The sequence below is a fragment of the Neisseria sp. P0008.S010 genome, assembly GCF_051962715.1.
In the GTDB taxonomy this organism is placed as follows: domain Bacteria; phylum Pseudomonadota; class Gammaproteobacteria; order Burkholderiales; family Neisseriaceae; genus Neisseria; species Neisseria elongata.
This window is the reverse complement of sequence record NZ_JBQCVA010000030.1, coordinates 13,133-28,168: the sequence shown is the minus strand read 5'-3', so window position 1 is coordinate 28,168 and position 15,036 is coordinate 13,133. Positions and strand designations below refer to the sequence as shown.

Genomic DNA, 15,036 nt, shown 5'->3' with positions numbered 1-15,036 from the left:
AACGGAATCGATCGCAAATCTTTACCGCTGTTCTTGAAAGAATGCGAATTTCGGTTTAACTTCGGCACACCGTCCCAACAGCTTAAAATCTTGCGAGATTGATGTGGAATTTAGGGCTAATCTAGTATAGCCCCAAAAATTATTATATAATCAATCTGGATGGATTTAGCCATTTTCCGATCTCAGTACATATTTTATTGAATGACAAAGCAACATTAATGAAATTGAGAACTTTTGATCATTATGTGTGGAAGTTTAACAGCATTCCCCAAAGGTATTTGGAGTTGTATTAGAAGGAATTTGAATGGCGTTTTTTAAAAGCAGTAAGATAAAAGTTTTAAATTTCATCCAAAAGCTATTAGTAAAATAGGAATTATCCTGGTTATCCAGGATAGTCTCTTTATTCTCAAGGATATTCAAAATGTCAATTTCAAAAGAAGTATTAGCTCTTGTCTCAAAAGCCGCCCAAAAGCAAGTATCCGAACATGAAGAACTACTTGCATCGGGTTTAATTGATTCGATCAGTGCAATGGATTTGATGCTGTCCATCCAAGAAAAATTCAATATTGAAATTCCATTCGAACAAGTAGTGAATATATTTGCAAATACATCCAACATCATTGAATTTGTAGAGCGAAACTACAAAGGATAAGAAAAATATGAAAAGCATAACAGATTTTTCTTCCTTGGAAGATTATTTAGCATATCTGTTCAACAACACATCAGGTATCGCCATTGCCAACTCCCAAGAAAATTGCTCATGGGAGCAACTACTCAAACGGATGGATGAGTTTCTTAACAAATATAAAAAAATTGCCAACATCAACAAAAATATCCCTTTAATTGTGCACGGCCATAAACAAATAAATTTTGTTATAGCTATATACGCCTGCTTGTTAAATAAAATTCCTTTTATTCCGGTAGACAGTATCTATCCTGAAAAGCGCTTGGAACATATCTGCAATTTATCCAAGGCACAATACGTTTACCGTGCGGAAAATGATTCGTTCGAGAAGAAAAACGACGAAGAGTACGAACTGAGCGAACGAGATCTGGCCTACATCATGTTTACTTCAGGCACTACCGGGCAGCCTAAAGGTGTCCAAATCGGCAGGGAAGCAGTATTCAACCTAATGAAATGGATGACAATGCAACTTAATTTGGCAAAACCCAACATCTTTATGAATCAAGCGCCGTTTGCATTCGATTTATCTATGTATGAAGTATTTGGTAATCTTGCTTACGGTGGATGCATAGTATTAAACAGCCGTGAAGACATCGCCAATTCAAGCACTTGGACGGATTTCTTAGCAAAGCAACAGATTTCGACATGGGTTTCAACCCCATCGTTCGCCATGCAGCAATTGCTCAATCCCAAATTGAATCAGCAAAATATTCCAACTTTGAAAGAATTTCTTTTTTGTGGAGAAAAATTAGGAAAACCGGTTGTCAAAATGATTTTCCAAAAATTCCCTCAGGCAAGAATTATTAATACCTACGGCCCTACTGAAGCAACAGTGGCAACTACTTACATCGATATTACCCGGGAAATGCTGGAGGCTGAAGAAGAATTGCCGGTCGGCTATGCCGTCTTAAATTCAGATTTGAACATTGTCGATGAGGAAATTTGGATTAGCGGCATCCATGTTATGCGCGGTTATTTGAATAATGAAGTCGAAAATACCAAACGCCTTATTATTCACGACGATGAAACCAGAACATACAAAACAGGCGATTATGGCTTTGTAAAAGACAATGTATTTTATGTATTGGGACGCAGGGACGAACAGATTAAATTAAACGGCTACCGGATTGAATTATCTGAAATAGAAGAAAAAATTTTAGATTTAAAACAATTCGGATTTGAAAACGCAGCAGTCATCGCATTAAAACGCGATACCGGCACAGTATTACGATTGGTGTGTTTTTACACCTCAAAAGAAGCAACCGAATCCACGATTATCAAGGAAGCTTTGGCAAAAAATCTGCCGTCTTATATGATGCCGTCTGAATTTATCAAGATTGATGAAATTCCGGTCAGCACCAACCACAAAACCGACAAAAAAGCATTGTTGGAAAAATATCAGCAGGGTTTATAAAAATGGATTTATATCAAATTCAGAAAAATATCTTACGAAAAGCCAAGATTGATCCTCAAAAGGTTAACGCTTGGATTTATAACAATCAAAGTATAGTGTTTGATTTTCTGTTGAACGACTATTTTGTCAGCGTCAGCTATTCAACATCAGGTCAAACTTTTAACTTTATTGAGCGTAATAAGAGCAAGGTTTCTAAAATTTCTATTTTTCCAAAATTTCTAAAATATATTTCAGAAGTTTATGGAAGTTACCCACAATCGGTTAATCAAGAAAAGACAGTATTGTCTTTTAAATTTGCTGAAGCCAATTGGGCAAAAATTGAGGATAAATTCAGTGAGATTTTGGAAGTTACTTCCATTTATCTTGGCAGCGAACTGTGCTTCATCCTGAATGTTGAAAAAAATAAAGGCATTAATTTAGTCGAGTACTTGGATAAGCCGGAAGTTGAATACATTGGTGTTAAAGGCGGCAGTAATGAGTTTTTCCTAAGCTATGCTCGGAATCATGGTCTAAGTGATTATGTTTATGAGCTAAATAATAGAGGCTTTTTAGCTGTTGAATACAAAATGGGTGTAAGTGTATTCCGTCGTGTGAACAAGCACAGTTATAAAGATCTTTTAGCTTATTTCCCAGACTCTTTCCATGAGTTGGAAAATGTACTTTATACTGTTGAAGCACCTAAATCCATTAACTCTAATAAGAAGAACCTATTAGTATTATTTTCGTATACACATAAAAGTAATGAAAATATGCTAGATAGGTATTATAGTCATCCATTTCCATTTATTGCTAATAGTATTATGCCTAATACCTATATTATTCGTGTAGCTGATGTAGCTGATGCATTCGGTAGTCATGGTTTAAATACCAAGTTTGATGAAAATATTGAAGATAATATTCAGCGTTTTATCAAGAGCCTAATGAATATTTATGGAGTAGAAAAGGGAAATATAATAATTTTAGGGTACTCTTCAGGAGGTACTGGTGCAATCTATCATGGATTGCTTGGGGAGTATAAAACTTTTGCTATTGATCCTTTTTTAGGTAACCATAATTACTATAAAGGTAAGGATCCTTTGTATTTAAATTCAATTCGCAAACCAATTATGGAAACATTTAAAGAACTACCTACTAGAATTAATCATAATTTTGATAATCAAGTGGTTATTTCCTCTGCTAAGGTTTCGGAGTTTTATCCAGATATAAAAGAACTTAAACGATCTTTGCCCGCAATCGTATTATATGAATTTGATTTTGAGAAAATCCGGAAACATACTGATTTTCCAAGTAATGCTTCATTTTTAATACATACTATTATTAATAATTTGTTGTTAGGAATTCATATCACTGATTCAGACATTAATTTGAATTAAGATCTGAAGTAAATGGATGGTAGAATTTGATTAGTGCAGCTATCCAATAGTAAAGGCCGTCTGAAAACATCTCTTTCAGACGGCCTGAGACCTTTGCAAAAATAGTCTGTTAACGAAATTTGACGCATAAAAATGCGCAAAAAAATTTCAATTGACTAAAACCTTCCTAATATTGAGCAAAAAGTAGGAAAAATCAGAAAGGTTTTGCATTTTGAAAATGAGATTGAGTATAAAATTTTAGTAACCTATGTTATTGCAAAGGTCTCGGCCTGTATCAGGTCAACTTAATCGTCGTTCGGGTTGTTGCTGACCCAACGCCATGAGTTTTCCATCATCTATGCCAAATCACGCTTGGTTTTCCAACCGGTTTGCGCTTTTGCCTAATTGTCCTTCAATAATTAACTTGTAATCAATATTATTGGAGTATTCTTTAGCATTTAGTCGTGTAAGAATGTTAATACCTATCAATAAATAGAGTATTTTTTAACCAGCTTAAAATCCTGCAAGTCTATAACAGTATCGTGTATAGAAAAAAATGAATTAAACATTTTCAAAGTCTTGTTATTTAAATAGTTCAAGTATTGCCAAAGATGAGTTACTGTTAAAACTAAAGGTATCAGAGGATTTTGTTAATGTTTTTTGTGAGCTTAATGCCAGTTTTGAATAGTACTCTCCAGATTTAATTGCAATATACAGTTGATATTCTGCTTTTGGTAAGTCAGAAATATCGATGCCTTTTAAATCAAGTGTTGTGAAATAGCCTTTGTCATAGATTACAAAATCACCATCAAATAGCTCTCTAGTTAGGTGGGGACGATGCAGTTTTGCTAAACCTTTGGTGTATGTTTCTCGAGTACGAGTATTATGAAGAATCAGTTCATACTGTACATCGCTGTAATTGGATATGTGTACCCCTCTTAATATTGCAATACCTTCTATAAATAGAATCTTGTCTTTATATTCACAGTTTCTAACATCTACATAAGGAGTTGGATTCGCTACATTCGGTTTGGGTATTGGTTGAGTGCCAAAGAAATTGACTTCGCCTTGATTAAATCGGGGAGTCGCCTCTGAAGCTAATGCATAATAAATTCCAAGCAACAATGCGGTATGATGCGATGTAACCTGATTATGCTCTCGGACAAATGCCGAATAAGTTTTTAACAAGTTGAAATTCCGATATTTGCGGAAATCATCTAAATGCGGTTGGATCTCGGTTGGAAATTGGATATCGGCTTCCGAGGTCAGTAAATAAATATTCTTGTCTAAATCTTGATCTTTTTTCAATAGGTTAACGATTAGTTTATCAAGATAATCTATTTGAGCCTTTTGATAGTTTTTTCCCATCATATGGGTAGCAACTGATTTCCAGAAATTATCTACATAATTTCCGATATGAAGCTGAGGTACAGTAACCACAATGTTTTTGATGTTCATGCTTAGGGCATGATAAAGGGCTGCACTCCCTCCTTTAGAAAATCCAGTAAAGGTGACATTTTCAGGAGATAGATTACGTTGATTTATTTGAGATTGGATAAATTCCTGTACGGCTTCTTTAACCCGAAAATCCATATCTATACACAGATAATAGGAATACATTCCTTGGAAATTATCGTTAATCCAAATAACGTCAGCAGGGCAGTCCGTCAGAGCATTAATAAAGTCATAATTACCAGGCTTTGCATTGAGAAAACCTGAAAATATGACAATTAAATGTTTAAAGTCATATTTGCTTGGTTTATGTCGGTAAATAACTTCGATGCCATTACTGGCAGTAAAAATTTGTTCGTTCATTTTTCTTCCTTAACGGCTGCCTTAATATGAGGCAATAGTTTTGCTATCCGGGTACTTTTCTGTAAATTGTTTGAGCAATGCCTCTTCAGTTGCTGTATTACCTTGATTATGCAGTTCCTGCAGGTAGGCGGGAACCAAATCTTGCGGCATCATTAATAAATCTTGGCCAAAGGCACGGTTAATCTGAGTAAACAGTTTTTCACCGTTTTGACGCAGTTTTGCCAAACGTGCAATGGCAATTCGACATGCAATATCATCTCTTTGATGCCCTTCATAACGTACTAGATATTTATGAGCTTGTTGGAAATTGTTTAAGCGCATACAGAGATAGCTTGCTAAAAGTTCCAGCTTAAAGGTCTTTTTATCTTCAACCGTAAAAAACTTAGTCAATAATGTCTCAACCAGGGCAAGAGCAACAAAATACTCTTTTTTAAGAATTTTTTCAGCTAATAATTGAATTAGACGGTAATGTTTCGATAGCCCGGATGAAATATATTGGTTCAGTTTTTTTACTGATTTGACATTATTCTCTAAAGAGGCTGCCAACATAGCAATTAATTTATCTTCTAAAGTACCAATATTGTTTTTAGAAAAATATTTAATTCCTAAAGTAGGTTTGCCAATTTGGAGACTGACTTTGGCTCTCCAGTAGTCAGCATCAGAGGTTGGATGTTTCTCTAACCAATTCAACAATACAATAAATTTGTTACCTTTAAATAGAGCATTCAAATATCTATTAATATAGTTTGCCCTTTCTTCTGATGTTAAATCAGAACTGTTTTCCAATATAGCAGCAATTCGTGAAGCAGCAACACCCCATTCACCTAAGTTCTCAACTTGAAGAATCATTTTCTCTATATAGTTTAGATCATTTGATAATTCAGGTTTATCTAAGTCAAGAATAGCTTGGTAGACACGCTCACAATTATTCGAATCCCTAAATTGGAATGTCTTATCGATGCGTGTTTGATACAAATCCGGTACTTTAGCTTGATTGTCTACCAGATCTTTTAATGCTGCCAGAAGTTCTGTTTCATTATAAGCAACTGCACCAAAACCATCTCGGTTATAGTCAAAATAACCTTTTTGATAGGTGTGATTTCCACTCGAGAATACTTCATCATAATCAAATTGATAATACAAAATAGCTTTATTCAAGTAGGCTACATCAAATGCAACAGATGAATAGTCTGTAATCAAGATGCTAGTATTTTGGAAGACGGATTGGATGTTACCTTCTGAATAGCTATAGATTTTAATAAAGTCAGGCACAGTGAACTCATCCATGTATTCCTGAATACTTGGATGTGGTGCAAAGACAATTTGATAACCTTGGTCATTTAGTTCTTTTAATATGGCGTGATTCATGAAGCCATGCCAATGTCTGGCATAGTTAGTTTTCATGAAATCAGGGTTTCTTATTCGTTCTGTACCTGAAATATATGTGCCTACAATGGAGCTACGCCATGTTGGCATAATTAAAATCTGTTTAGATTTGGTATTGTTATTGATGAGTAAACGGTCATAACGAGGGAGGCCCGTTAGCTTAACTTCCTTTTTACCAAATTTATAAGCAGTTGTGTTGTCCACAATAGAATGGTATTCTGGATTTGTTGCTGTAACGAAACAAGCAATTTTTTTGGTATTTAACCAACCTGATAAATTATCCTTTATGATGCCATGTTGTAAAAAGACGTAGTCTTTATCTAACAGGGAATTATCTTTGAAATAATGTGTGATATATCCATCAACATGACTACTGATGATTTTTGCGCAGTCTTTTAATTTACTCTCAAATGCAGATGAGCCAAATTCAAGCAAATTAAACCCATCTTGTTCGAGCCTTTTCCAATCAGAGGAGGTTTTTTTCAGGGCAAAATAAATATCTTGTTCTGGATGATTTTCACTAATATAACGATATAAGTGTTCTGCATTATCATCGGCCTGATTGTCCCTATCCATTAAAATCCAGTCATTCGATTTAACCGTGGATTTTTGTTTGAATGAAGTGAATACTGTTTCGATTGGTAGTTTGTCAAATTGTTTTCCTGAGAATGTTAATTTAGCTTTTTTACCGGCTAAAAAAAGTTCTAAATCGCCCATGTCGTGACAAGGAAGCCATGTACGGTATTCTTTAGTGTATAAACTGCCTAGAAAGTCATAGACAACCTCTTTTTGGTATTTAGGGAATATTTCCTTACCATTAATCATCCATTGTTCGATAATTGGGAAATTTGAAAAATATTTCACCAAAATTTGTTTCTTTTTTAAATCAAAATCTTCAATATAGGCAATTTGACTTTTAGGTGCTGTATTTTTAAATAAACCGAGCAAGGCAACTTTTTGAAAAAACCATGTTCCTGCCAAATTAAAGCGAAGGATTGTTTTTTCATCAATATACGAAAACATTTCATGTAGTAGGGCGATGAAATGCTTTTTTTGCTCTTCGTTTAGATGTGACAATGCTGCAGGTTTGTTTACGATACGGCCAAAATACCAAATGATATGGTATAGGACAATTCTTTGAATATGTTCAGGAATGTTTCCAAATTTCTTTTTAGCTGTTTTTAAAATTTCAATACAGCCTTTTTCAATCACTCTAGAAAATAGTAATGGATTTTGCCATGCTCCATCCAAAGTGGATGAGCCATCAGAACGTTTTCGATAAAAATAACTAATTTTTGATAAAAATGCAGCATTAGTTGATAAATCAGTATTTAGAATATAATCGGTAACAAATTTTGCATCTTCAAAGCTAGGTTTCATCGCCTCATCAAAATAAATATGTGCATTACGGATATTATCAATTTTGAAAAAAGCAGTACTTGCAGATAATTGCAGGTGATCTTTTAGATTAGATAATGGAAAGACAACATCCCCTTTAGCAAAACGATATTTTAAGGGGTGTGTATCTTTCACCATGTCTTTATCTTCAAAGTAGAAGGCTAATGGACAACCCACTATGCTGATATTGGCATTTTTACTTAAGAAAGTATCTGTTTTATAGAAGTAATCAGGAGAGACAAAATCATCTGGGTCTATAAATGTTACCCATTCGGTTTCAACATGTTGCAAACCTAAATTGCGAGCCGAAGCCTGACCGCCGTTTTCTTTGTAAAAATAATGGATATTTTTTGGAAATTTAGCTTGCCATTGTTTGATAATTTCTGCCGAACGGTCGGTCGAGCCGTCATCCACCAAAATCAGTTGGATATGTTTTTTGAAATTCAGACTTTGTTTCGTCAGGCTAGAGAAGTAATCATTTAGATATTTTTCAACATTATACACAGCAGAAACAACTGTATATTGTTGCGTACCGTTGTATTTTATCAGTAAATATTTTTTGATCTGTATACTTCTCTTGTTATACATATCCCTAAAAAATAATTTAGGATCTCGAAGAAGTTTTCTAAATTTTCTGTTCATTTTATCAAATAGAAATTTTAATTAAAGCGAATAATATTCCTTAAGCATTATTGCTAAATAATTTTGATAATTATGGAATTGCTGTTTACTATTGAAATCATTGGCACAAATAGAATGCGGTGCAAATTTAGTACCTTTTTTTTGTAAAAGTTTGCGATATTGCGTTAAGGCATTAGCTGACCGTATATTAAAATAATAACATATTTCCCATGAAGGAGTAGATCTACCTTCTAAATACATTAACCATGGTATAAGGAAAGTTGCTAGATTTAAATCTGCATTGGTGCGGAATTTATTAGGGAGAAAATTAATGATTTGCTCATTGTATAACCGCCAAGCTTTTCGAAAAGCTGATTTAAATAAAGGTACATAGGTATGTACTAACGGTTTATTGATTGATATGTTATTGTAATGATTTTTTAATAGGTTAATGCTATTCAAAGAAGCTTTAAGTGTAGGTGTGATAACTCCTTTTTCTAGCATGGTAGAGATTTTTTTATCTGCAATAAAGATTGATGCAATTCCATTTGGGTGAAAAAAATGTTCTTGAGGCAATACTCGAGCAACGAATACGTCGTCGTTAAAATAAATGAACTGTTCGCTTAAATCAGGAATATTATGTAAATGAGCTTCAATTACATGTGAATTAAATGTGGGCAGATATTGACTATCAATGATTGCCGTGTGATCAATAATAGTCACTTTAGGGTGTTCTGATTGTTTAAACCATGAGGGAGTTTGATTATCAGTGACAATATAAATTTTTCTCGCCCAAGGTAAAAAATTTTCTACGCTATATAATGAATAATACAATTCATTGTGATTTTCAAAACGGGCGCTATCCTGGCTATAAAGTGCAAATTTTGTTGTGTCTGAGTTGGAAAGATGAGCTTGATACTTTTCTCTCCATTTTAAATCGTTATTGTCCACCCAAGTAAATACTACATCTATACCTGAAGTATCAGTATATAGATGGTTTTCCATCGAGGCCATATTTATGGTATGTTCGAATATTATAGCTTCATTAGGCTCCTCTATACATTGTTCAATATTGAAAAATGGGTATCGGTTATTAAAGTAGTCCCTCATAAATATTCCAGGGCTTTTAAAAAATTTCTTAATTTTTTTCATATGTTATATGGTTTAAGTACGGATATTCCCCCAAATTGCTAGTTGTTTCGCTATAATCGCAGTTTTGGGCGTTATGAATTACTGGGGTTATAATTATATAGGATAACTAATGATTTCAAAAAAATATTTTCCAAAGCTTGTCTGCTATTTTTTTTTCTGTGTTGTATTGTCTGCTTGTAGCTGGTTACCTGCGGTAGGCCCAAGTACAAAAAAAATTATTGAGCTTGAGCAGAAAAATGATCATGTACATACCCCTTCAATAGAGTTAATTGAAATTAATGATATTGTGTCTATGAGTTTGTATCAAGCTCGAGTCAATCAATCTTTTGTACAAATTGATCAAGGTTACGCATTTCCAGGTTTAATCAATGTCGGTGATGTGCTGGATATTGCAATTTGGGAGGCTCCGCCCGCGGTATTGTTCGGTGGGGCTCTATCTTCTATTGGCTCGGGCAATGCCCAGCAAACAAAATTGCCCGAGCAGATGGTGAGTGCCGCCGGTACAATTTCGGTTCCGTTTATTGGAAATATCAAAGTTGTAGGGAAAACGCCAGCTCAGGTTCAGGAGGTCATTAGAGGCCGTCTGAAAAAAATGGCTAATCAACCTCAAGTTGTGGTGCGTTTGGTGCAAAATAATGCGGCTACGGTATCGGTTATTCGTGCCGGTAATAGTGTGCGTATGCCGTTAACGACAGCAGGTGAGCGCGTGCTTGATGCAGTAGCTGCGGTAGGTGGTTCTACGGCAAATGTTCAAGATACGAATGTACAGCTTACTCGGGGTAACCAGGTTAAGACAGTGGCTCTTGAGGATTTGGTGGCTAATCCGCGCCAAAATATTTTATTGCAGCGTGGCGATGTTGTTACGATGATTACAAATCCACATAGCTTTACCTCTATGGGTGCGGTTGGTCGGACCCAACAAATAGGTTTTTCTGTAAAAGGATTGTCTTTGGCTGAAGCTGTTGGCCGTATGAGCGGATTACAAGATTTTCGTGCAGATGCACGCGGAGTTTTCGTTTTCCGTTATACGCCGTTGGCAGAGCTTCCGGCTGAAAGGCAAGGCAAATGGGTCAGTCGGGGATATAGTAGTGAGGCTGCAATCCCAGTGGTTTATAGATTAAATCTATCGGATGCGAATTCTTTATTTTGGATGCAACGTTTCCCAATTAAAGACAAAGATATTGTGTATGTTTCGAATGCACCTTTGGCTGAAGTCCAAAAATTTCTGTCGTTTGTGTTTTCTCCAGTGGTAAGTGGTGCGAACAGCATTAATAACCTTACCCACTAACTAGGTATTTTGATTATGTCTGCTGAAAAAAAGCCAGATGCTGTTGAGAGTGAAGTAAAAACTGAAGTGACCCAGCATAAAAAATCAGGAAAAAGTAAAAAAAAGCTTTTTCGGAAGGTTAATTTGCTGTTATGGGTTTCAGTTATCCTGCCTACGGTTTGTTCGGTATTGTATTTTGGTTTGATTGCATCCGATCAATTTACTTCGCAGGCTAGTTTTGTGGTGAGATCGCCCAAGAGCCAATCTTCTTTCAACGGTTTGGGTGCGATTCTGCAGGGATCCGGCTTTTCCCGTTCCCAAGACGATATTTATACGGTTCAAGAGTACATGCAGTCTCGTTCGTCTTTGGATGAATTGCAGAAGCAGATGCCTGTGCGTAAGTTTTACGAGACCAAGGGCGATATTTTCAGTCGGTTTAACGGATTTGGTTTGCGTGGCGAAGATGAAGCGTTTTATCAATACTATCGGGATAAAGTTTCTATTCATTTTGATTCCATATCCGGTATTTCAAATTTAAATGTAACGTCATTTGATGCAGGCGAATCCAGGCAAATCAATGCAGCTTTGTTAAAACAAGGGGAAATATTGATTAACCAGCTTAATGAGCGTGCCCGCAAGGATACAATTCAATATGCTGAAGATGCCGTTGCTTCCGCTGAAGAGAAGGTAAAAGAGGCTTCCGCTCAGCTAACTAAATTTCGAATTACAAATGGTATTTTTGATTTAAAGGCGCAATCTGAAGTTCAGATGAGTTTGATTTCCAAATTGCAGGACGAGTTAATTGTAATTAGGACTCAGCTGGATCAGGTGAAAGCGGTTACTCCTGAAAATCCGCAAATTCCTGGATTGCTTGCCCGAGAGAAAAGTTTGAGAAGGGAAATTTCCCAACAAATGAAGGCTATTTCCGGCGGCGGGGAAAATTCGCTATCCAACCAGGCAGCTGAATATCAGCGGGTTTTTTTGGAAAATGAGTTGGCGGAAAAACAATTGGCAGCGGCCATGACATCGTTGGAAAGTGCCAAAGCTGAAGCTGACCGCCAGCAGCTTTATTTGGAAGTCATTTCACAGCCAAATTTGCCCGACTTAGCTCACGAGCCCAAGCGCATTTACAATATTATTGCTACTTTTGTTATCGGCCTGATTGTGTACGGCATTGGTACTTTATTGACGGCAAGCATACGCGAGCATAAAAATTGATGAAAGAGTTGCATAAAACATCATTTTGGGAATCGCTGGTCATCCAGAAGCGGGTGCTCGGTGCTTTGTTGATGCGTGAAATCATTACCCGATACGGGCGCAACAATATTGGCTTTTTATGGTTATTTGTAGAGCCGCTGTTGATGACGTTGGTAATGGTGCTGATGTGGAAATTTTTTAGGGCAAATAGTATTTCTACTTTAAATATTGTGGCCTTTACCATCACCGGTTATCCGATGATGATGATGTGGCGCAATGCTTCCAATCGTGCGATGGGTGCAATTTCGGCTAATACCAGCCTGCTGTATCACCGTAATGTTCGTGTATTGGATACAATTTTTGCACGGATGCTGCTAGAAATTGCAGGGGCAACTATTGCCCAAATTGCGATTATGGCCGTTTTGATTGCAGTGCGTTGGATTGAAATGCCGGCCGACATTTTTTATATGCTGTTGGCTTGGTTGTTGATGGCAATGTTTGCCGTTGGGTTGGGTTTGGTGATTTGCTCGATTGCAGTTCAGTTTGAACCATTTAGCAAGGTATGGAGTACGCTCAGTTTTGTGATGATGCCGCTTTCCGGTGTGTTTTTCTTTGTGCATCATTTGCCTCAAAATTTGCAGCATTATGTTTTGATGATTCCTATGGTGCATGGCACAGAAATGTTCCGTGCCGGTTATTTCGGCAGTAGCGTAACAACGTATGGCAATCCGTGGTTTGTCGTGCTATGCAATTTGGTATTGTTGTTATTTGGTTTGGCTATGGTGGCTAAAGTCAGTAAAGGGGTTGAGCCGCAATGATTTCCGTTGAGCATGTCTCTAAACGTTACCAAACGCGGCAAGGTTGGCGAATGGTTTTGCAGGATATTGATTTTAAGCTGAAAAAGGGGGAGAAAATCGGTATCTTAGGGCGGAATGGCGCGGGTAAATCAACACTTATCCGGCTGATTAGCGGCGTTGAGGCTCCGACTTCGGGCGAAATAAAGCGCACGATGAGTATTTCTTGGCCGTTGGCGTTTTCCGGTGCCTTTCAGGGTAGTTTGACGGGTATGGATAATCTGCGCTTTATTTGTCGGATTTATAATGTGGATATTGGATATGTAACTGATTTTACGCAAACCTTCTCTGAATTGGGACAATATTTATATGAACCTGTGAAACGCTATTCTTCAGGGATGAAGGCGCGTTTGGCTTTTGCTTTATCCTTGGCAGTGGAGTTTGACTGTTATTTGATTGATGAGGTCATTGCTGTCGGTGATTCGCGTTTTTCAGAAAAATGTAAGTATGAATTGTTTGAACGGCGTAAAGACAGATCAATTATTTTGGTTTCACATAGCCACAGCGCGATGAAACAGTATTGCGATAATGCAATGGTGTTGGAAGCCGGGCGTTTGCATAAGTTTGATAATATGGATGATGCTTACGCTCATTATAATTCATTGTTGTAAAATGAATTATAATGAGGTTATTTATAGATAGACCGTCTGAAAAATAGTTTTCAGACGGCCTTCATTATATTGGCCTGGCTCAATTTAAGCCGTGTTCGAATGCTTGTTGTAGGCGGGCTTCGAAGTTGCTCAGATTGATGCCTGCTTGTTGTGCGGCAGAGATGACTTCGGCGACGCTTGCGCCGTTTTGCACCTGATGATAGCCCCAGAGCAGGGAGCAGCGGGTGCCGGTGCGGCAGTAGGCGAGGACGGGTTGGGGAACGCTTTTGAGCAGGTTTTGGAAGGCGGCGACATCGGCGGCGTTGATGGAGGGCGCGACGACGGGCTGATGATGGTGTTCGCGGATGCCTGCGGCTTCAAGCCAGCTTTCGACTTGTTTGAACGTAACTTGGTTTTCTTCTTCGCCGTCGGGACGGTTGCAGATGACGGTTTGGATGCCGAGTTTGGCGGCTTCTTGAACGTCGGCTTCGGTCAGTTGCGGGGCGATATAGAGGTTGTCGGCAAGTTTTTGGATGGACATGGGTTTTCCTTTTCTAGGTTTGATGATGGATTTTAGTTGCCTTGAGGGGCCAACAGGGCTTTTTCCAATCGTTTTTTATTGGCTTCGGATTGTTTTTGTATGTATTTGCGGACAATGCCGTCAATCGCTGTATCTTGTTGCATATTGGATCGGGTTGACCAAATGGCAGCGGAAAGGGTGAGGTCTACATGGTTAGGGCGTTGGGCGGCAGCCGTTTGGGCTTTGATGATGTAGTCAACGATACGTTCAACCGCTTTCGGATTGCCGGTGGCAAAATAAGTTACCCAATGAAAATCCAGTGATGCGGGGGAAATGATGGGTTCTTGAAGCGGATGGAGGCTTTTGCTTTTTTTGAGGTTGTTTTTAAGCTCGGTATTTAATGTCAGGCTGTCAAGGCAGGTTTTGGCTTGATGCGTGCCTGTCAGGGCGAGTGTGTAGGCGGAAAAGGTCAGGGCGTCGCCTCGGTAGGTTCGGATGTTGTCACACCAAATGGTGCTGCCTTGGGGGTATTTTTGTAGCGCTTGCGTTCCCCATACAAGGGTGGTTTCGCGCATGATATCGGCTTTGACAAGCTGGTCCATCAAAGAAGCAGCGTGTTCGGCAGAGGGATTTTTGTAGAAGACGGCGATATCCTTTCCTAGTTTATCTGCCGAATCTGATTTGGGAGCGGCTGCGGCGTGCAAACTGAGTAACAGGGCGGTCATGCCGACAAGGATTTTTTTCATGGTTGTTTCTTTCAGAGTTGATGTTTCAGACGACCTCGA

Annotated in this window: 12 protein-coding genes and 1 pseudogene; 8 read left to right on the top strand and 5 right to left on the bottom strand. The window is 37.7% G+C overall.

What is annotated here, in order from left to right:
• The 4 genes and pseudogenes from ACTHSL_RS08485 to ACTHSL_RS08470 form a co-directional block, all read left to right on the top strand.
• A pseudogene (locus ACTHSL_RS08485) lies at positions 1 to 102 on the top strand (IS1595 family transposase); the annotation flags it as partial.
• Positions 103 to 421: 319 nt separating this feature from the next.
• Positions 422 to 652 carry an acyl carrier protein gene (locus ACTHSL_RS08480; protein ID WP_440381072.1) on the top strand — a complete coding sequence of 77 codons (231 nt, stop codon included), beginning with the start codon at positions 422 to 424 and terminating at the stop codon, positions 650 to 652.
• 7 nt (positions 653 to 659) lie between these two features.
• Positions 660 to 2,099 carry an AMP-binding protein gene (locus tag ACTHSL_RS08475; protein ID WP_440381071.1) on the top strand — a complete coding sequence of 480 codons (1,440 nt, stop codon included), beginning with the start codon at positions 660 to 662 and terminating at the stop codon, positions 2,097 to 2,099.
• 2 nt (positions 2,100 to 2,101) lie between these two features.
• A complete protein-coding gene (locus ACTHSL_RS08470) occupies positions 2,102 to 3,472 on the top strand; it encodes an XcbB/CpsF family capsular polysaccharide biosynthesis protein (RefSeq protein WP_440381070.1) in 1,371 nt (456 codons plus the stop codon).
• Positions 3,473 to 4,033: 561 nt separating this feature from the next.
• Here the strand turns inward: ACTHSL_RS08470 and ACTHSL_RS08465 are convergent.
• From ACTHSL_RS08465 to ACTHSL_RS08455, 3 genes are all read right to left on the bottom strand, one after another.
• Positions 4,034 to 5,266 (bottom strand): hypothetical protein, encoded by a 1,233-nt coding sequence (locus ACTHSL_RS08465; RefSeq protein WP_440381069.1) that lies wholly within the window; start codon positions 5,264 to 5,266, stop codon positions 4,034 to 4,036.
• A 21-nt stretch (positions 5,267 to 5,287) separates the two neighbouring features.
• Positions 5,288 to 8,638: a CDP-glycerol:glycerophosphate glycerophosphotransferase gene (locus tag ACTHSL_RS08460; protein WP_440381068.1), complete on the bottom strand. Its 3,351-nt coding sequence runs from the start codon at positions 8,636 to 8,638 to the stop codon at positions 5,288 to 5,290.
• Between the two features lie 75 nt (positions 8,639 to 8,713).
• On the bottom strand, positions 8,714 to 9,823 hold the full coding sequence (locus ACTHSL_RS08455) for a stealth family protein (protein ID WP_074898441.1): 1,110 nt from the start codon (positions 9,821 to 9,823) through the stop codon (positions 8,714 to 8,716).
• A 109-nt stretch (positions 9,824 to 9,932) separates the two neighbouring features.
• Between ACTHSL_RS08455 and ACTHSL_RS08450 the strand changes: the two genes are divergently transcribed.
• The 4 genes from ACTHSL_RS08450 to ACTHSL_RS08435 are packed head-to-tail and all read left to right on the top strand — an operon-like array spanning position 9,933 to position 13,752.
• On the top strand, positions 9,933 to 11,111 hold the full coding sequence (locus ACTHSL_RS08450; protein WP_440381067.1) for a polysaccharide biosynthesis/export family protein: 1,179 nt from the start codon (positions 9,933 to 9,935) through the stop codon (positions 11,109 to 11,111).
• 15 nt (positions 11,112 to 11,126) lie between these two features.
• Complete coding sequence (locus ACTHSL_RS08445) at positions 11,127 to 12,308, top strand: capsule biosynthesis protein (RefSeq protein WP_440381066.1); 1,182 nt, start codon at positions 11,127 to 11,129, stop codon at positions 12,306 to 12,308.
• Positions 12,308 to 13,105 (top strand): ABC transporter permease, encoded by a 798-nt coding sequence (locus ACTHSL_RS08440; protein WP_107853435.1) that lies wholly within the window; start codon positions 12,308 to 12,310, stop codon positions 13,103 to 13,105. Before ACTHSL_RS08445 ends, ACTHSL_RS08440 begins: the two co-directional genes overlap by 1 nt.
• Positions 13,102 to 13,752, top strand: a complete 651-nt coding sequence (locus tag ACTHSL_RS08435) for an ABC transporter ATP-binding protein (protein ID WP_049251715.1) — start codon at positions 13,102 to 13,104, stop codon at positions 13,750 to 13,752. Before ACTHSL_RS08440 ends, ACTHSL_RS08435 begins: the two co-directional genes overlap by 4 nt.
• Positions 13,753 to 13,831: 79 nt before the next feature.
• Here ACTHSL_RS08435 and ACTHSL_RS08430 read toward each other — a convergent pair whose 3' ends face one another.
• Together ACTHSL_RS08430 and ACTHSL_RS08425 are read right to left on the bottom strand one after the other, a co-directional pair.
• Positions 13,832 to 14,272 carry a TIGR01244 family sulfur transferase gene (locus tag ACTHSL_RS08430; protein ID WP_440381065.1) on the bottom strand — a complete coding sequence of 147 codons (441 nt, stop codon included), beginning with the start codon at positions 14,270 to 14,272 and terminating at the stop codon, positions 13,832 to 13,834.
• A 32-nt stretch (positions 14,273 to 14,304) separates the two neighbouring features.
• On the bottom strand, positions 14,305 to 14,997 hold the full coding sequence (locus tag ACTHSL_RS08425; protein WP_440381064.1) for a hypothetical protein: 693 nt from the start codon (positions 14,995 to 14,997) through the stop codon (positions 14,305 to 14,307).
• Positions 14,998 to 15,036: the final 39 nt, after the last annotated feature.

Coding starts and splice junctions, on each gene's coding strand:
- ACTHSL_RS08475 (WP_440381071.1), top strand. CDS start 660: ATGAAAAGCATAACAGATTTTTCTTCCTTGGAAGATTATTTAGCATAT.
- ACTHSL_RS08450 (WP_440381067.1), top strand. CDS start 9,933: ATGATTTCAAAAAAATATTTTCCAAAGCTTGTCTGCTATTTTTTTTTC.
- ACTHSL_RS08480 (WP_440381072.1), top strand. CDS start 422: ATGTCAATTTCAAAAGAAGTATTAGCTCTTGTCTCAAAAGCCGCCCAA.
- ACTHSL_RS08460 (WP_440381068.1), bottom strand. CDS start 8,638: ATGTATAACAAGAGAAGTATACAGATCAAAAAATATTTACTGATAAAA.
- ACTHSL_RS08445 (WP_440381066.1), top strand. CDS start 11,127: ATGTCTGCTGAAAAAAAGCCAGATGCTGTTGAGAGTGAAGTAAAAACT.
- ACTHSL_RS08455 (WP_074898441.1), bottom strand. CDS start 9,823: ATGAAAAAAATTAAGAAATTTTTTAAAAGCCCTGGAATATTTATGAGG.
- ACTHSL_RS08435 (WP_049251715.1), top strand. CDS start 13,102: ATGATTTCCGTTGAGCATGTCTCTAAACGTTACCAAACGCGGCAAGGT.
- ACTHSL_RS08430 (WP_440381065.1), bottom strand. CDS start 14,272: ATGTCCATCCAAAAACTTGCCGACAACCTCTATATCGCCCCGCAACTG.
- ACTHSL_RS08440 (WP_107853435.1), top strand. CDS start 12,308: ATGAAAGAGTTGCATAAAACATCATTTTGGGAATCGCTGGTCATCCAG.
- ACTHSL_RS08425 (WP_440381064.1), bottom strand. CDS start 14,997: ATGAAAAAAATCCTTGTCGGCATGACCGCCCTGTTACTCAGTTTGCAC.
- ACTHSL_RS08470 (WP_440381070.1), top strand. CDS start 2,102: ATGGATTTATATCAAATTCAGAAAAATATCTTACGAAAAGCCAAGATT.
- ACTHSL_RS08465 (WP_440381069.1), bottom strand. CDS start 5,266: ATGAACGAACAAATTTTTACTGCCAGTAATGGCATCGAAGTTATTTAC.